Origin of the sequence: Nonomuraea purpurea, from assembly GCF_042650645.1 — a bacterium.
Classification (GTDB): domain Bacteria; phylum Actinomycetota; class Actinomycetes; order Streptosporangiales; family Streptosporangiaceae; genus Nonomuraea; species Nonomuraea purpurea.
Genome location: NZ_JBHSBI010000003.1, coordinates 216,189 through 233,614 on the forward strand (window position 1 = coordinate 216,189; position 17,426 = coordinate 233,614).

The 17,426-nt window shown below is 72.2% G+C and carries 14 protein-coding genes; 7 read left to right on the top strand and 7 right to left on the bottom strand.

What is annotated here, in order from left to right:
- From ACFOY2_RS07490 to ACFOY2_RS07510, 5 genes are read left to right on the top strand one after another with little or no spacing between them, the layout of a single operon-like run.
- Window positions 1–1,341, top strand: a complete 1,341-nt coding sequence (locus ACFOY2_RS07490; protein ID WP_379527194.1) for an ABC transporter substrate-binding protein — start codon at window positions 1–3, stop codon at window positions 1,339–1,341.
- Between the two features lies 1 nt (window position 1,342).
- Window positions 1,343–2,272: a carbohydrate ABC transporter permease gene (locus tag ACFOY2_RS07495; protein WP_357821650.1), complete on the top strand. Its 930-nt coding sequence runs from the start codon at window positions 1,343–1,345 to the stop codon at window positions 2,270–2,272.
- Window positions 2,269–3,132: a carbohydrate ABC transporter permease gene (locus ACFOY2_RS07500; RefSeq protein ID WP_379527195.1), complete on the top strand. Its 864-nt coding sequence runs from the start codon at window positions 2,269–2,271 to the stop codon at window positions 3,130–3,132. The genes ACFOY2_RS07495 and ACFOY2_RS07500 overlap by 4 nt, the downstream gene beginning before the upstream one ends.
- Window positions 3,129–4,391, top strand: coding sequence for a 6-phospho-beta-glucosidase (locus ACFOY2_RS07505; RefSeq protein ID WP_379527196.1), 1,263 nt, complete (start codon window positions 3,129–3,131; stop codon window positions 4,389–4,391). Before ACFOY2_RS07500 ends, ACFOY2_RS07505 begins: the two co-directional genes overlap by 4 nt.
- Window positions 4,388–5,353: an N-acetylglucosamine kinase gene (locus tag ACFOY2_RS07510; RefSeq protein WP_379527197.1), complete on the top strand. Its 966-nt coding sequence runs from the start codon at window positions 4,388–4,390 to the stop codon at window positions 5,351–5,353. Before ACFOY2_RS07505 ends, ACFOY2_RS07510 begins: the two co-directional genes overlap by 4 nt.
- A 231-nt stretch (window positions 5,354–5,584) precedes the next feature.
- On the opposite strand, the gene ACFOY2_RS07515 is transcribed toward ACFOY2_RS07510, so the two are convergent.
- The 5 genes from ACFOY2_RS07515 to ACFOY2_RS07535 form a co-directional block, all read right to left on the bottom strand.
- Window positions 5,585–6,064 carry an Lrp/AsnC family transcriptional regulator gene (locus ACFOY2_RS07515; RefSeq protein WP_379527198.1) on the bottom strand — a complete coding sequence of 160 codons (480 nt, stop codon included), beginning with the start codon at window positions 6,062–6,064 and terminating at the stop codon, window positions 5,585–5,587.
- 23 nt (window positions 6,065–6,087) lie between these two features.
- On the bottom strand, window positions 6,088–6,681 hold the full coding sequence (locus ACFOY2_RS07520; RefSeq protein ID WP_379527199.1) for a GTP-binding protein: 594 nt from the start codon (window positions 6,679–6,681) through the stop codon (window positions 6,088–6,090).
- A 274-nt stretch (window positions 6,682–6,955) separates the two neighbouring features.
- Window positions 6,956–7,807 (bottom strand): terpene synthase family protein, encoded by an 852-nt coding sequence (locus ACFOY2_RS07525; protein WP_379527200.1) that lies wholly within the window; start codon window positions 7,805–7,807, stop codon window positions 6,956–6,958.
- A gap of 183 nt (window positions 7,808–7,990) precedes the next feature.
- Complete coding sequence (locus ACFOY2_RS07530) at window positions 7,991–11,002, bottom strand: helix-turn-helix transcriptional regulator (protein WP_379527201.1); 3,012 nt, start codon at window positions 11,000–11,002, stop codon at window positions 7,991–7,993.
- 489 nt (window positions 11,003–11,491) lie between these two features.
- The gene (locus ACFOY2_RS07535; RefSeq protein ID WP_379527202.1) at window positions 11,492–12,601 is read right to left on the bottom strand and encodes a M24 family metallopeptidase; all 1,110 of its coding nucleotides are present in this window, start codon (window positions 12,599–12,601) and stop codon (window positions 11,492–11,494) included.
- A 143-nt stretch (window positions 12,602–12,744) separates the two neighbouring features.
- Here ACFOY2_RS07535 and ACFOY2_RS07540 point away from each other — a divergent pair, with 143 nt between their 5' ends.
- Together ACFOY2_RS07540 and ACFOY2_RS07545 are read left to right on the top strand one after the other, a co-directional pair.
- Window positions 12,745–13,980, top strand: coding sequence for a PP2C family protein-serine/threonine phosphatase (locus tag ACFOY2_RS07540; protein ID WP_379527203.1), 1,236 nt, complete (start codon window positions 12,745–12,747; stop codon window positions 13,978–13,980).
- 10 nt (window positions 13,981–13,990) lie between these two features.
- Window positions 13,991–14,887, top strand: a complete 897-nt coding sequence (locus ACFOY2_RS07545) for a 5'-3' exonuclease (RefSeq protein WP_379527204.1) — start codon at window positions 13,991–13,993, stop codon at window positions 14,885–14,887.
- Here the strand turns inward: ACFOY2_RS07545 and menD are convergent.
- Together menD and ACFOY2_RS07555 are read right to left on the bottom strand one after the other, a co-directional pair.
- Window positions 14,874–16,535, bottom strand: coding sequence for a 2-succinyl-5-enolpyruvyl-6-hydroxy-3-cyclohexene-1-carboxylic-acid synthase (gene menD / locus ACFOY2_RS07550; protein ID WP_379527205.1), 1,662 nt, complete (start codon window positions 16,533–16,535; stop codon window positions 14,874–14,876). The genes ACFOY2_RS07545 and menD overlap by 14 nt on opposite strands.
- Window positions 16,532–17,425: an o-succinylbenzoate synthase gene (locus ACFOY2_RS07555; RefSeq protein ID WP_379527456.1), complete on the bottom strand. Its 894-nt coding sequence runs from the start codon at window positions 17,423–17,425 to the stop codon at window positions 16,532–16,534. The genes menD and ACFOY2_RS07555 overlap by 4 nt, the downstream gene beginning before the upstream one ends.
- Window position 17,426 lies beyond the last annotated feature (1 nt).

Here is a 17,426-nt window from a genome sequence, read left to right on the forward strand (position 1 = left end):
GTGCGCTTGGTCCCCTTGGCGGTCGCCGCGGTTGTCGCGGTGAGCGCCTGCACCGCCTGCACCGCGGGCCGTCAGGCCGCGCCCTCGCTCGGCGCCCAGCCGCGCCCGTCGGGGTCGGCCTCACAGGCCCTGCCGGCCGCCACGCTGGAGCTGTGGCACGGCTTCTCCACCGACGCCGAGGTCAAGGCGTTCGAGGAGGCCATCGCCTCTTTCAACACCAAGTTCGCGCAGATCACCGTCAAGGCCACCAAGGGCGTGCAGGACGACCAGATCACCCAGGCCATCCGCGGCGGCAAGGCGCCCGACGTGGCGGCCTCGTTCACCACGGACAACGTCGCACAATGGTGCAGGTCGGGATCGTTCCAGGACCTCACCCCGGTGATCGAGCAGGACGGGATCGACCTGTCGGTGCTGCCGGAGGTCGCGCGCGCCTACACGCGGTTCGAAGGCAGGCAGTGCACGCTGCCGCTGCTGGCGGACGCGTACGGGCTCTACTACAACAAGGCCCTGATGAAGGGGGAGCAACCGCCCAGGACGCTGAGCGAGCTGACCGCGCTGACCAAGAAGCTCACGGTCCGCGACGCGAAAGGCGAGATCAAGGTGGCGGGTTTCATCCCCAGCGTCCAGTACTACGAGAACAGCCCCAGTCACCTCGGCCCCATGGTGGGTGCGACGTGGTACAACGACGACGGCACCTCGGCCATCGGCTCCGACCCGGCCTGGAAGCGGCTGCTGACCTGGCAGAAGGAGCTCATCGACTGGTACGGGCACGACAAGCTGGAGCGCTTCCGCAAGGGTCTGGGCGACGAGTGGAGCGCCGAGCACCCGTTCTTCAAGGGCAAGGTCGCGATGATCCTCGACGGCGAGTGGCGCAACGCCATGATCGCGGGCGAGGCCAAGGGCCTCGACTACGGCACCGCTCCCCTGCCGGTCGCCGACGACCGCCCCGACCTGTACGGCAGCGGTTTCACCGCCGGCACCGTGATCGGGGTGCCGAAGGGCGCCAAGCACCCGCAGCAGGCGTGGGAGCTGGTCAAGCACCTGAGCACGGACACCGATTCGCTGGTGACGCTGTCGAACGCGCTGCGCAACGTCCCGACGACGAAGGCGTCGATGGAGTCGCCCAAGCTCAGTAAAAACGCAAATTTCCAGACATTTCTGGATATCTTTGCCCATCCGAAGACCTCGACCCTCCCTGCCAGCGTGAACAGCGTCTTCAACCAGGAGGCCATGGCCGCCTTCATGGCCAAATGGGAGAAAGGCTCCGCCCCTGACCTCGACGCCGGGCTCAAAGGCGTCGACAAGCTCATCAACGACAAGCTGAAGCTGTCCGGAGGCTGAGGTGGCCGCCCTCACCCACGTGTGGCGGCGCAACGAGGGCCTGCGCGCCCTGGTGTGGTTGTCCCCGTGGATCGCCGGCGTGTCGATCTTCTTCGTCTACCCGCTGCTGTCCACGGTGTACTTCTCCTTCCACCGCTACGACATGTACACCCTCGAGTTCGTCGGCCTGGACAACTACCGCTACCTCCTGCGGGACCCCCGGGTGGCCACCTCGGCGCGCAACACGCTCTGGCTGGTGCTCGTCATGGTCCCGGCGACCGTGCTGTTCTCCCTGGCGCTCGCGCAACTGGTGGTCAGGCTGAAGGCCGGGGCGAGCCTGTTCCGGACGATCTTCTACCTGCCCTCGCTGGTGCCGCTGGCGGCGGGCACGATCACGTTCGTGTTCCTGATGAACCCGGCCACGGGGCCGTGGAACCAGTTCCTCGCCCTGTTCGGGATCACGGGACCCGACTGGTTCGGCGACCCGGCCTGGTCCAAGCCGAGCCTGACGCTGCTGTCGCTGTGGGGCTGCGGCCAGCTCGTCGTGATCTTCATGGCGGCGCTGCTCGACGTGCCCAGACACCTGTACGAGGCGGCGGCCATCGACGGCGCGGGCCCGTGGCGGCGCTTCCGCAGCGTGACGCTGCCGATGATCTCCCCGGTGCTGATGTTCTCCCTGGTCACGAACGTCATCTACGCCCTGCAGTACTTCACGCAGGCGATGATCGCCTCCCGGGTCGCCTCGGGCGCGACCGACTCCGCCGGCAGCTCGTTCACGCCGGGCTATCCGGAGGAGTCGCTGCTCACGCTGCCGCAGTGGCTCTTCCAGGCCGGCTTCCGCGACTACAGCATGGGTTACGCCTGCGTGCTCGCGCTGCTGCTGTTCGCCACCTCGATGATCTTCACGTTGATCCTGCTGCGCCAGTTCCGGCGGGCGGAGGACCCCTCATGAGCGCCGCCGTCACCGCCCGCGAGAGCGTGCGGGCCCGCAGGAGGCGCGTCCTGGTGTGGATCGCCACCCACGCGCTGGCCATCGCGCTGGCGCTGATGTTCCTGGCACCCGTGGTGTTCATCGCGCTCACCGCGCTGATGACCGACCAGCAGGCGCTGACCAGCGAGCTGTGGCCGCGCTCCTGGAACTGGGAGAACTTCGCCGAGGTCTTCGAGAAGTCGATGCTGCTGCGGTGGACGGCCAACACGCTCATGTACGCGCTGCTCGGCACGCTGTTCACCGTGGTGTCGTCGGTGCCGGTGGCCTACGCGCTGGCCAGGTTCCGCTTTCGCGGCCGGCGGCTCGCGTTCCTGCTGGTGATCACCGCCATGATGCTCCCGCCGCAGGTCATCGCGGTGCCGATCTACCTGGTGTGGGCGCGGCTGGGGCTGACCGACAGCCTGTGGCCGCTGATCCTGCCGCTGCTGCTCGGCGACGCCTTCTCCATCTTCCTGCTGCGCCAGTTCCTGGTCACGATCCCGCGCGACTACACCGACGCGGCGAAGGTGGACGGCTGCTCCGACCTGCGCACGCTGCTGCGGGTGATCCTGCCGATGGCCCGCCCCGCCGTGGCGGCCGTGGCGCTGTTCCAGTTCTTCTACTGCTGGAACGACTACTACGGGCCGCTGCTGTACGCCGGCGTCGAGCAGGACCACCTGACGCTCTCGCTGGGCCTGGCCACCTTCAAGGCCTTCCACAGCGTGCAGTGGAACCTCACCATGGCCGCCACGCTCCTGGTGACGGCCCCGGTGATCATCGTGTTCTTCTTCGCCCAGAGGGTGTTCATCGAGGGCGTGACTTTGACGGGGGTGAAGGGTTGAAACTGGCCGTGGTCGGGGGCGGCTCGACGTACACGCCGGAGCTGATCGACGGGATCGCCCGGCTGCGCGAGGAGCTGCCGGTGTCGGAGATCGCCCTGATCGACCCCGACGCAAAGCGCCTGGAACTGGTCGCGGGCATCTCGCGGCGGATGCTGGCCCACGCCGGGCATCCGGCGCGGGTGCTGGCCACCTCCTCGGTGGCCGAGGGCGCCGAGGGGGCGCGGGCGGTGCTGTTCCAGCTCAGAGTGGGCGGGCAGGCGGCCCGCGAGGTGGATGAGACGCTGCCCCTGCGCTGCGGCTGCGTGGGGCAGGAGACGACGGGCGCGGGCGGGCTGGCCAAGGCGCTGCGCACGGTGCCGGTCGTGCTGGAGATCGCCTCGGCCGTACGCTCGGTCGCGCCGCACGCGTGGATCGTCGACTTCACCAACCCCGTCGGCATCGTCACCAGGGCGCTGCTGGACGCCGGCCACCGCGCGATCGGACTGTGCAACGTGGCGATCGGCTTCCAGCGCCGATTCGCCGCCTGGCTCGACGTCGATCCCGGCCGGGTCGCGCTCGGCCACGTCGGGCTGAACCACCTGACCTGGGAGCGCTCGGTCTGCCTCGACGGCGAGGACGTCCTGCCCGCCCTGCTGGCCGCGCACGGCCAGGAGATCGCCGACAGCCTCGGCCTGCGCCCCGGCCTGCTGCGGCGGCTCGGCGCGGTGCCCTCCTACTACCTGCGCTACTTCTACGCCCACGACGCGGTGGTGCGCGAGCAGCGCTCGCAGCCCTCGCGGGCGGCGCAGGTGGCGGCGATGGAGGCGCGGTTGCTGGAGCTGTACGCCGACCCGGCCGTGGTGACCAAGCCGGAGCTGCTGTCGCGGCGGGGCGGGGCGTTCTACTCCGAGGCGGCCGTCGCGCTGGTCGCCTCGCTGCTCGGTGACCGGGGCGACGCCCAGATCGTGAACGTGCGCAACGCGGGCACGCTGCCGTTCCTGCCGGACGAGGCGGTGATCGAGGTCCCTGCGGCCGTGGGGGCGGGCGGGGCCGTGCCGCTGCCGGTGCCCACCGTGGAGCCGCTGTTCGCGGGGCTGATCGCGCACGTGTCGGCGTACGAGAGCCTCGCCCTGGAGGCGGCCCTGCACGGCGGAGCGGACCGGGTGCGCGACGCGCTGCTGGCCCATCCGCTGATCGGGCAGGACGAGACCGCGCAGGAGCTGGCGGAGCTGCTGCTGCGGGCCAACCACGCCCACCTGCCGTGGGCGGTGGGCCGGTGAGGCGCGCCAGGCTCGTGCTGGCCGTCGACGGCGGCAACAGCAAGACCGACCTGGCGGTGGTCTCGGAGGACGGCGAGGTGCTCGCCACGGGCCGCTCGGGGGCGTTCGCGCCGCAGCGGGACGGGGCGGCCGCGGCCGTGGACGTGGTCGAGCGGGCGCTGCCGTCCGGCGGCGTGTTCGACCACGTGTCGGCCTGCCTGGCGGGCGCGGATCTGCCCATGGAGGAGGAGGCGCTGGCCGGGGAGTTCGCGGCGCGGAGCTTCTGCGGTGACGTCGTCGTCCGCAACGACACCTTCGCGCTGCTGCGCGCGGGCGCGTCGGCGGCGTGGGGTGTGGCGGTGGTGTGCGGGGCCGGCATCAACGCGGTCGGCGTCTCCCCCACCGGCGCCGTCGCCCGCTTCCCCGCCCTGGGCCGCCTCAGCGGCGACTGGGGCGGCGGCCAGGGGCTGGCGGAGGAGGCGCTGTGGCACGCGGCCCGCGCCGAGGACGGCCGCGGCGCTCCGACCGCCCTGACAGGCCTGGTCACCTCCCACTTCGGCACGGCGACGGTGGAGGAACTGGTGCTGGAGGTGCACTTCGGGCGGCTGGACGAGGAGCGGCTGCACGAGCTGGCCCCGGGGGTGCTGGCGGCGGCCGGTGACGGCGACGCGGTGGCCAGGGCGCTGGTCGAGCGGCAGGCCGAGGAGGTGACGGTGCTGGCCGAGGTGTGCCTGCGGCGGCTCGGGCTGCTGGAGACGCCGTCGGAGGTGGTGCTGGGCGGCGGACTGCTGACGGCCAGGGACCCGCTGCTGACGTCGCTGCTGGACGCGGGGTTCGCGCTGCGGGCGCCGCGGGCCAAGCTCGTGGTCTGCGACGTGCCGCCGGTGCTGGGCGCCGCCCTGCTGGGCCTGGAACGCCTCAGGGCGCCGGAGTCGGCCAAGGCCCGGCTCCGTGCCCACTACGACCCATCGGCGCCTCCCTGAGCCCGCTGAGGGCCGCGCTGCTCCGTAACGTATCGCCCGCCTGCCGACGCCACACCCACCGCTTCCCCACACAGGACCGCCCACCTATCGACGTCACACCCGCCCCTCCCCAAAGACCCCGCCGAAGTACGGCGGGGTGAAGAACAACCGTGCTGAGGGGTCAGTCCTGCGCCCCAAAGACCCCGCCGAAGTACGGCGGGGTGGGGAACAGCGGGCAGTCGTGGTGAGGGGTCAGTCCTGGGTGATGTCGGGGGCGGGGTCGGGCTCGCCCGCCAGGTGGGGGACGCGGTGCTCGTAGGGGGTGCTCAGCACGACCGTGGTGCGTGTGGAGACGTTGGCCGAGGCGCGGATCTGCTGCAGCAGGTCCTCCAGCGCCACCGGCGAGGCCACACGCACCTTGAGGATGTAGCTCTCGTCGCCGGCCACGCTGTGGCAGGCCTCGATGGCCCGCAGGTGGGACAGCCGGTCGGGGGCGTCGTCAGGCGCGGCGGGATCGATCGGCTTGATCGACACGAACGCGGTCAACGGCAGCCCGACCGCGTCATGATCGATGATCGCGGCGTATCCGCGGACGACCCCGCGTTTCTCCAGCCGCCGCACGCGCTGGTGCACCGCTGAAACCGAGAGCCCGGTCTCCCTGGCCAGGTCGGTGAAACTCATGCGGCCGTCTTGCGCCAGCAGCGTGACGATCCGGCGGTCGATCTCCTCCATCGGTCAAAGGTAGCCGGTCGCCGTCACGACATGGTCCCGACCGGGGTGACGCCTCTGCTGATCGCGTGCTCCACGAGCGTGATGAGCACCTCCCGGCCCGAGTCGGGCCGGCGGGCGTCGCAGCGCACGATGGGGATGTCCGGCTCCAGGCCGATCGCCGAGCGCACCTCGCCGACGGTGAAGGGCATGATGCCGTCGAAGGCGTTGAGCGCCACGATGAACGGCTGGTCGCGCTTTTCGAAGTAGTCGACGGCCGGGAAACAGTCGTCCAGGCGTCTGGTGTCGGCCAGCACCACGGCGCCCAGAGCGCCCATGGCCAGCTCGTCCCAGACGAACCAGAACCGTTCCTGACCCGGCGTGCCGAACAGGTACAGCATGTAGTCGTTGCGGATCGTGATCCGGCCGAAGTCCATGGCCACCGTCGTGGTCAGCTTGCGCTCGACGCCGGATAAGTCGTCGATGTGCGTGCCGACCTGGGTGAGCGCCTCTTCCGTGCGCAGAGGTTTGGTCTCTGAGACGGCACTCACCATGGTGGTCTTGCCCGCGCCGAAACCCCCGGCGACCAAGATCTTGATCGCCGTCGGCAGCCGCCAATGGTCTGAGCGACCGAATTCCATCCAGCACCGCCCGTACATATCCCGCGCATGTACAACCCCACCCCAGAGGTGCCGTGGTCAGTGGTACCTGTCAAGGCGCGTTGAGGAGATCGATCCACATGCCTGGCATCGAGACACCCTAGCAACGCCACATTTTCCACTCAAGCCGCAACTATTTACAAGAAACCAAATGTCACGGTTTGTGGTCTCTAGCTCTGTTATTCGCTTGCCTGACACAGCAAGAGTCAAGATGGTTTGTCATGATTTCCGACAGGGCCCTTAATCGTAGCCGGAGCTAGCCGGAAATCCCGTTGAACCCGGCGTGGAATCCCATCTGTCGTCGCAGGTAGGCCGCCGCGCGGGGGCTCTTCTGGCAGACCGGCTCGATCAGGTGGGCGGCCTCGCGGGCCAGCTCGTCCATCGCGCCGGCGACCTCGGCGCGGCTGACACCGAGCGTCAGCACGTTCAGGTCGCCCCAGCTCACGTCCTTGCGATAGGAGGCGACGTCGCCGAGCAGGTGCAGATACCGCTGCACGTGCCTGCTGACGGCCCGCAACTCCTCCAGGTGCGCCCTGGCCCAGTCGTCGGCCGTGTAGATCCAGTGGGACAGGTCCACGAAGGACGAGCCGCGGCTGTCGGCGTTGTCGAGGTAGCGGGCCAGCGTGGGCGCCTCCCGCGTGTCGCGCCATACCCATGCCCTGGCCATGCCGTCCAGCATCCTGGCGAGCTGGTCGCGCCAGAGCCACCACGCGTTCTCGAACTCCTCGACCGTGGCCAGCTCATCGCGCAGGTCGGCCAGGAAACGGGTGAGCGCCGCGCGGGGCACGGCGCCGTCGGCGACCGACAGGCATTCGCGGGTGAGGCGGTCGACCTGCTCGCGGGTGGTGGCGGTGTGGTCGACGAGCCGGTCCAGGGCCAGCACCCACAACGCGCACCTGTTGAGCACTTTCAGCCGGGGAGCGGTGGCCCAGGGGGCGCTGAAGGCCGTGCCCAGGGTGAGGGCGGTGTAGGTGTCGGCGGTGAAGGCGGCCTGCGGGAACAACCCGCCGTACATCTGGGCGCAGTGACGCAGGTCCCTGCGGCACTCGGCGGCCAGTGCGCACGTCGTGCCGAGCTCGAACGCCTCATCCAGCTCGTCGCCGTGCACCCTAGGGCCGCTCGATCGGCTCGCGGATCATGGGCGAGTGACCCCCCAACACCCCGGATACACACCTTCTGGAGAATTGTTTCATGATCACGTACTATCGATCAAGGTATCACCATTGTGGCCGTTCGGCCTGCTCAGATGACTGCCGGCGACACCTCGGGTTCCCATCAGCTCGGGTTCCCATCAGGAGGTCTCGCCGAAAGTGGCGAGCTTGGCGGCCAGGGCGACGCGGGAGCCGATGCCGAGCTTGGTATAGATCTTGCCGATGTGGTACTCGACGGTCTTGACGCTGATCAGCAGCTCCCGGGCGATCTGGCGGTTGGTCAGCCCGCCGGCCACCAGCATGGCGGTGCTCAGCTCCTGGGGCGTCAGCCCGAGGCGGACGGTGGCGGGCGGCTCCAGCCCGCACGCCTCCAACTCGTGCGCGCACCGGTCCACGAGGGGCCGCGCCTCCAGCCGTTCGAAGATCGCGCGGGCGGCGGCGAGCTGTTCGGCGGCGGCCTTGCGCCGGCCGGTGCGGCGCAGGAGCCTGCCGAGGTCGAGCAGCACCCGCGCCTCTTCCAGCGGGCACACCCCCGACTCCACCAGGGCCAGCGCGCGGCGGAAACTCTCCTCCGCCTGTTTTGGAACGTTCCTGGCGGCAAGCAGGAGCCCGTCGAGCCTGATCCGCTCGGCCTGCCCGCGCGGACCCGTGCGCCGCGCCGCCCCGCTCTCGTCGAACGCGGCCAGCGTCTTGCCCGCCTCCTCCAGCCGCCCGTCGGCGACCAGCGCCTCGATCCTGCCGGGCCGGGGGTCGGGCACGAACGCGTCCCAGTCCCCCGCGGGTGCGCTTTCATCGCCGAGCAGCGCCGCGGCCAGGTCGGCCTGGTGCGCGCCGAGCGCATGGCCGAGCTCGCGGGCGGCGTCCCTGGCGGCGGCCAGGTGGGCGCGGGCCCGCTCGTGCTCGCCCACGGCCGCCAGCGGCGCCACGCACGCCGCCTCCAGGCACGGCAGCAGCCACCGCTGGCCGAGCCAGGCCGCCTCCGCGCCGGCGTGCTCGGCGGGGGCGGCGGCGCCGTCCCAGTGGGCGGCGCGGTGTTCGGCGGCGGCCAGCAGCGCGGTGGCCAGCAGCCGGTGGTGCGGCACAGCGGCCTTTGCCACGACCCTGCGCAGCACCGCGCCCGCCCGCTCGGCCTCGTCCGCCGCCAGGTGCCCGACAGCCGCCGCCAAGCTGTCGGAGGGCGCGCCGGCGCCTGGCGCCCCTCCCAGCGCCAGCACGTCGTACGGCCTGGCGACCGCGCCCTCGATGGGCTGCTCGATCGCCAGGCGGGCCCAGCTCACCGCCGCCGCCCGGTCCCCCGTGACCAGGTGCAGCCAGGCGAGCTGCTCGGCCACGTCGGCGGCGAACCCGGGCTCTCTGTGCCCCCACGCCTCGGCCAGCAGCTCCGACGCCTCCTCGAAGCGTCCTGCCGCCAGCGCGAGCCGTCCCAGCACGTACCGGCGAACCGGACGCGGGTCGGCGTTGCGCGCGGCGGCGAGCTCGGCGGCCCGGACCACATCGCCCCCGACGAGGACGTGTTCCAGCACGGCCGTGCGCAGCTCGTCGCGCCGCGCCGCCGACTCCGTGAGCCCGGCGGCCAGGTCCAGATGGGCGGCCGCCTCCTGCCACTGCCCGTGTTGCGCGGCCTTGGCGGCGAACCCGACCAGCTCCTCGGCCAGCGCCTCGTCGGGGCCGCCCGCGGCGGCGGCCCGGTGGCGCAGGGCGGTGCCGGTGTCGTCGGCCAGCAGGGAGGCGGCCAGGTGCAGGCGCGCCCTGGCGCCCGCGCCGAGACTGTCGTAGGCGGCGGCCCGCGCCAGCGGCTCGGGGAAGTCGATCAGGCGGCCGGGCAGCTCGCGCAGCACGCCGGCGGCGACGGCCTCCTCCAGGGCGTTCAGCGGCTCGTCCACGCCGGTGGCGACGGCGGCGGCCACGTGCAGCGGGCAGGGTCCGCCGAGGACGGCGCAGGCCGCCACGAGCTGCCTGGCCGCGCCGCCGCACGCGCCGAGGCGGCGCATGAAGGGCCGCAGGTAGGTGGCGGGGGCGGGCAGCCGCGTGCCCGGATCGTCCAGAACCCCGGCGGGCACGGCGGCCAGGAGGGCACGGGCGTGCAGCGGATTGCCCAGCGTGTGCGCATGCAACCGCACCGCCGCCACCTCCGACAACCCACCCGCAGCCCACTCACCGCAACCACCCATCGCCCGTCCCCCATCCCAACCCACCCCCGACGCACCTACCGCCCGTCCCGCCCCCGCCGATCCGGCCGCCCACTCGGCGATCCGACCGGGCTCCGGCAAACCCGGCGCCCGGTCACCGACCCGACCCGGCTCCGGCACACCGGCGGCCCGCCCGGATACCCGATCGGCGAGCTGCTCCGGATCGCACACGCCCGATGGCCTTTCGGACGGCCCCGCCCCGTCGGACAACCGCACCTGGCCGGACGACTGAGTCCGGTCGGGTGAGTGAGTCGCGTCGGTCAGCCGGGCCAGATCCGGCGAACGTGTCAGATCCGAACAACGAGCCGCATCGGACGAGCGGGTCGAATCGAGTGAACGGGCCGCATCGAACCAGCGGGCCGGATCGGGTGAACGGAGCGGGTCGGACGGGCGGGTCGGATCGGGTGAGGGGGTCGGGGTGGCGAGTGCGGCCAGGTCAGCGGCGGTCAGGCCGTCCAGGGGGATGCGCAGGGTGTCGTCGCCGGTCAGGAGCCGCCGCAGCCCGTCCGGCAGCCACGGGTCGGCCAGGTCGCGGCAGGCGAAGAGCATGAGCACGCGCCCTGTCCGCACTCGCCGCAGCACGTAACCGAGGGCGAGCAGAGACGTCCGGTCCGCCCACTGGGCGTCGTCGACCAGCACGACCAGGGGCCCATCAGCCTGCATGCCGTCGATGAGGTCGCAGAGCGCCTGCCCGGCAGCGCACGGGTCCTGCCTGGTCTCGGCCGGGCCGGCTACCTCGGCCGCGAGCTGACGTAACACTCCGAGCCTGAGCTGCCGCTCGCTCTCCTCGCCGCTGGCCTCCAGCACCCGCACGCCCGCCTCCCCGCCGAGCGTGTGGTGGACGAGGGCGCTCTTGCCGATCCCCTCCGGCCCTTCGACGACCACCCTCCTGGCACGGCCCCCGCCCGCCACGCGCAGTTCCGCGCGCAGCAGGGCCACCTCCGCAGTCCTGCCGACGAACATGCGAACCTCCTCCGCCGCCCCTCGCAATCACCAGAGCGGCGAAGTACTGAACTGATACACCTCACAGGCGGCGGAAACGCAGCGCGGCACCCCATCGCGAACACCCCACCGCCAGGCGTTCGATGGAACGCCTCACCCCCGGACGTTCCGCCTCAAACACCCCGTCGCGGGGAGTTCCACCTCGAACGCCCACTCCCGAGGCACCCCAAACGCCCAGTCCCCGGGCGCTCCGTCTCGAACCCAGTCCCGAGGCGCTCCACCTCAAAGGCCCGGTCCCCGGGCACACCACCTCGAACGCCTCGCCCCGGGCGCTCCGGCGGGAGTCTGACGCGCCGAGCGGGGATCGCGCGGTGCCGCCGGCCGTGGTTCGCCGAACACGTCCTCGTCGAAGCAGCCCGTCCGGATCCGGCCCCGAGGACGTCGTGTGGTCCCGGCGGTGAGCGGTTTCGGCGCCGGGTGACAGCGGCGCGGGCCCCGTCGCCGCAGCGGTCAGATGACCACGAGTTCGCGCGGGGTGTTGTTCAGCCGCTCGCCCGTGTTCTCGCCGCACACCACGATGTCCTCGATCCTGGCGCCGTGGCGGCCCGGCAGGTAGATGCCCGGCTCGACGGAGAAGGCGAACCCGGGCTCCATCGGCTCGCCGTTGCCCGCGACGATGTAGGGCTCCTCGTGCGTCTCGATGCCGATGCCGTGCCCGGTCCTGTGGATGAAGTACTCGCCGTAACCGGCCTCGGCGATGATGTCGCGGGCGACGGCGTCGATGGATTCGCACGACACGCCGGGCCGCACGGCCGCGCACGCCGCGTCCTGGGCCCGTCGCAGCACCTCGTAGTAGGCGGCGAAGTCGGCGGGCGGCTCGCCGACGCTGTAGGTGCGGGTGGAGTCGGAGCAGTAGCCGTTGTGCAACTGCCCGCCGATGTCGACCACGACAGGCTCGCCCGCCTGGATCACCCGGTCGGAGACGTCGTGGTGGGGGCTGGCGGCGTTGGCGCCTGAGGCGACGATCACGAAGTCGACCGTCTCGTGCCCGGCGGCCAGGATCGCCTCGGCGATGTCGCGGCCCACCTCCCGCTCGGTACGCCCGGCGCGCAGCAGTTCGGGCACCCGCCGGTGCACGGAGTCGATCGCCTCCCCCGCTTCGCGCAGCGCCGCCGTCTCGGCGGGCGACTTGCGCATCCGCAGCTCCCGCAGCACGCTCCCGGCCAGCACCTGCTCGGCCTCGGGCAGCACCTGGCGGAAGCGCAGCGACGACATGGCCCACATCCGGTCGGCGAGCCCCACCTTGGCCACACGGCCCAGCCGGGCCGCCGCGATCGCGTAGGGGTCGTCGGTCTCGTCCCATGCCACGAACTCCAGCCCCAGCCGCGAGGCGGGCGACGCCTGGGCGGCGGGCAACTCCAGGCGCGGCACCATCATGTACGCCTCGCCCGCCGCCGGCACCACCAGGCACGTCAGCCGTTCCAGCGGCTTGGCCTCGTAGCCGCTCACGTAACGTAGATCGGGGCCAGGAGTGAGCAGCAGGGCGTCGAGCCCGGCCTTGGCGGTGGCCTCTCGCACGGCGGCCAGACGGGACACGGGATACAGGTCTGAGGACGTCACAGCCCACAATCTATCCCGGAGCCCGCCGCCTAAAATCCGCGAAAAGCTCTCACAACACAGGAACCCATGGCTACACTCCGTTCAATGTTGATCACGTAGTGTGGGGTCAATTGTCCATTTCCACCGCAGTTTGAGAGTGAGACATGGTCGACGTCATAGGCGCGGCCGAGCTGCTCGGCCACGAGAGCGACGCCGAAATGCTCGCCGTACGGCTGGCGCACGCCCAGCGGCTCGGCAACATGGGCTGGGCGGAATGGCATCTCCACACCGGAGAGACGATCTGGTCCGACCAGGTCTACGTGATCTTCGGCCGCGACCCTGCCGACGGCCCGATCGCCCTGCCGGAGCTGGCAGAACACGTCGAGCCGGCGGACGTCGGCTCGCTCGACCGGCTCCTGTGGTCGGCCGTGCAGGGCGTCGAGGCGGTCCACGCCGAGTTCCGCATCCGGCGCGGCGGCGAGCTGCGCGACCTGCGAGTGGTGCTCGAACCGCTGGCCGGCGGTCCTGTCGGCCTGCACGGCGTCATCCAGGACATCACCAGCCGCCGCCGCGCCGAGCGCATGGTCTCGGAGTCGCGCCGCCAGCTCCTTGAGGCCCGCGAGCAGGCGGCCGAGGAACGCCACGTCATGCTCGCCCTGCGCGAGGCCATCCTGCCCGAGCCGCCCGGCTGCCTCGACCTGCCGCACACCAGGATCGCGGTGCGCTACGTCCCCGCGGAGAAGACCGCGAGCCTGGGCGGCGACTGGTTCGAGGTCGCCCCCGCCCCCGACGGCCGCCTGCTGCTGGCCATCGGCGACGTCTCCGGCCACGGCCTGCCCGCGATCGCGCACATGGCCCAGCTCCGCCACGCCCTGGTCGGCCTGGCCATGACGGGGCAGCCCGCGCACAAGCTGCTGGCCTGGCTCAACGACCTCGTCCTGCACCAGCTCCAGGACACCACCGCCACCGCCATCATCGGCCACCTCGATCCGGAGACCCGGGTGTTCGCCTGGAGCCAGGCGGGCAACCTGGCGCCCATCCTGGTGCGCGACGGGCTGGCCCGCCAGCTCGGCCAGCCCAGGGGCGTGCTGCTCGGGGCCACCTCCGGCCGCCCGTACGAGCTGGCGACCACGAAGCTGCTGCCGGGCGACCTGCTGCTGATGTTCACCGACGGGCTGGTCGAGCGGCGCACCCGCGACATCGGCGTCGGCCTCGACCTGGCGCTGGCCGCGGCCAGAGACGTGCCCGCCCGCGACCTGGAGGCCGGACTCGACCGCCTGCTGGCTGACATCGGCGGCCCCAACCCGGAAGACGACGCGTGCCTGCTGGCCGTGCGCATGCTCGGCCCCGGCGACGAACCGCCCGCCACCGGCGAGGACGCGCAAGGAGTGCGACCATAGACGGGTGCTCATGCTTCTGGACACTCCGTCTCTCTATTTCCGGGCCTTCTTCGGCATCCCGGAGTCGATCAAGGCTCCCGACGGCTCGCCGGTCAACGCGGTGCGCGGGCTCATCGACATGATCGCCACGCTCGTGCGCAAGCACTCCCCCGACGAGCTGGTCGCCACCATGGACGCCGACTGGCGGCCCGCCTTCCGCGTCGCGGCGATCCCGACGTACAAGGCGCACCGCCTCGCGCAGGGCGACGCCGAGGAGGTGCCCGACGCGCTCGTGCCGCAGATCGCGGTCATCGAGGAGGTGCTCGACGCCCTCGGCATCGCCCGCCTGGAGTCGCCCGGCTACGAGGCCGACGACGTGATCGGCACGCTCACCCACCGGGCGGGCGGCGCGGTCGACATCGTGACGGGCGACCGCGACCTGTTCCAGCTCGTCGACGACGCCCGCCCGGTGCGCGTCCTCTACACCGCGCGCGGCATCCGCAACCTGCAGATCGTGGACGAGGCGTTCGTCACCGCCAAATACGGCATCCCCGGGCGTTCCTACGCCGACTTCGCCACCCTGCGCGGCGACCCCAGCGACGGCCTGCCGGGCGTCGCCGGCGTCGGCGAGAAGACCGCGGCCGCCCTCATCACCCGCTTCGGCTCCCTGGAGGCCCTGCTGCGGGCCCTCGACGCGGGCGCCGCCGACGGCTTCCCCGCGGGCAGCCGCACCAAGCTGAGCGCCGCGCGCGACTACCTGCGCCTCGCCCCCGCCGTCGTCGAGGTGGCCTCCGACGCGCCGCTGCCCGAGACCGACCTGACCCTGCCGGCCAAGCCCCGCGACCCCGAGGCGCTGGTGCGCCTGGCCGACCGGTGGGGCCTGGACGGCCCGCTCAACCGCCTGCTCGACACGCTCAACTCGCGATGAACGCGCGCAGCGCGGCCTGCGCGGCCTCGCGCAGGCGGGCGTGCACGCGCGCGTTCTCCTCGCGGTCGGTGCGCACCTCGACCACGCGCGGACCCTGGCCGCGCAGCGCCTTGGGCAGGTCGGTGATGTCGCCCACCAGCGTGTACGGGGTGCCCGTCGCCGCCGCCGCGTAACCGAGGTCCACCCCGTGGGGCGTGCCGAAGACGCGCTCGAACGGGTCGCGCAGCGCCGCCTGGGGCAGCAGCGAGAAGATGCCGCCCCCGTCGTTGTTGACCACCACCAGGCACAGGTCGGGTCTGGGTTCGCGGGGGCCCAGGATGAGCCCGTTCTGGTCGTGCAGGAACGACAGGTCGCCCATCAGCGCGTATGAGGGCCCGTTGTGCGCCAGTGCCGCCCCCATCGCCGTGGACACCAGCCCGTCGATGCCCGACGCGCCCCTGTTGGCCATCAGCCTGATGCCGCGCCGCGGCCGCATCGCCTGGTCCAGGTCCCTGATGGGCATCGAGGAGCCGCAGAACAGCAGCGCCCCGTTCGGCAGCAGGTCGACCAGGTCTCTGGCCAGGCGCGGCTCGCTGGTGCCCGACACGTCGAGCACCTCGTCGGTGGCCGCCCTGACCGCCTGGTCCGCCTGCCGCCAGGCGTGCAGCCAGGCGTCGTCGCCCGAGGCGACCGGGATCTCGACCGCCTGCGCCACCTGGGTGGCCGACCGGGTCGGATCGGGCCAGCGGTCGAGGTCGGGCGCCACCACGATGTGCTCGCCCGCCCGCCTCAGCCACGACAGCAGCGGCCGTGACAACCCGGGACGGCCCAGCGTCACCACCACGTCAGGCTGGTAGGCGTCGGCGAACTCCGGCGTGCCCAGCAGGTAGTGGTAGGTCGAGACCGCGTGGTCGCCGTAGCGGCCGCCGCCGTTCGGCTCCGACAGCACCGGCCAGCCGGCCATGCCCGCCGCCGCCACGTAACGGCGCACGTTGGCCGCGCCGTCGCCGACCACGAGCACGCCGCGCCTGGTCGGCGGGATGTGCAGGGCGACCGGCGGGGGCGCCACCCTGGCCCGCACCCAGGGGCCGCCCGCGCCGCCGTCGAGCGGCTCGCACCAGGAGGAGTCGCCGTCGGGGATCAGCGGCTCTCTGAAGGCCAGGTTGAGGTGCACGGGGCCGGGGGCCGCCGGGCCGCAGGCGCGCTGGTAGGCCCGGCAGGCCAGCGAACGCCAGTAGGCCACCTGTCCCGGACGGTCTTCCGGCACGCCGATCTCGGCGAACCAGCGGGTCGCCGCGCCGTACAACTTGATCTGGTCGATCGTCTGGTTGGCGCCGGTGCCGCGCAGCTCGGGCGGGCGGTCGGCGGTGAGCACCAGCAGCGGCACCCCGGACTCGCTCGCCTCGATCACGGCCGGGTGGAAGTTGGCGGTGGCCGTGCCGGAGGAGCAGATCAGCGCGACCGGCCGCTCGGAGCGCTTGGCCAGCCCGAGCGCAAGGAACGAGGCGGAGCGCTCGTCGATGCGCACGTGCAGGCGCACCCGCGACTCGGCGTGCAGCGCCAGCGCCAGGGGGGCCGAGCGGGAGCCGGGCGCCAGCACCACGTCGGTCAGGCCGCAGCGCACCAGTTCGTCGACCAGCACCGTGGCCAGCGCTGTGGCGGGGTTCAAAGTGACGCCTCCTGCATCCGGCGAAGCCACTCGGGGGAATCAATCTCAAAAGCCGACAAATGCTGAGAACTCACGGACGGACGTCGTACGGGCAGCAACCCGTGGACCGGCGTCAGCGACTCCTCCACGACGTCGCCGGACAGCAGCGGCATCGTGCCGAGTCCGCACGCGTAGGGCAGCGACGGCAGCGCGGCGGCCAGCGCCACCCCGGCCGCCAGCCCCACGGACGTCTCCACGGCGCTGGAGACCACCGCCGGCAGCCCGCACGCCTCCACCACCCGCAGCGCCGCGCGCACCCCGCCCAGCGGCTGCACCTTGACCACCGCGATGTCGGCCGCCTCGGCCGCGCGCACCCGCAGCGGGTCTTCCGCCCGTCTGATCGACTCGTCGGCCGCGATCGGCACGTCGCAGGCCCGCCGCACCGCCGCCAGCTCCTCCAGGGTGGCGCACGGCTGCTCGGCGTACTCCAGGTCGTAGCGGTCGAGGCGCTTGAGCCTGCGTATGGCCTCATCGACGCTCCAGGCGCCGTTGGCGTCGATCCGCAGCCTCCCCGCGGGGCCGAGCGCGTCGCGCACGGCCTCCACCCTGGCCACGTCGTCGTCGAAGCTCTGACCTCGCTCGGCCACCTTGACCTTCGCCGTGCCGCATCCCGACCGGCGCACCAGGTCGTGGGCCCGCTCGGGGGTGATGGCGGGCACGGTCGCGTTGACGGGAACGGTCCCGCGCACCGGCTCCGGCCAGCCCTCGAACGCCGCCTCGCGGGCGCAGGCCAGCCATCGGGCGCACTCGCGCGGGCCGTACTCGGGGAACGGCGAGAACTCGCCCCAACCGGCCGGTCCGCGCAGCAGCACGCCTTCCCTGACGGTCTGCCCGCGGAAACGGGTGCGCATC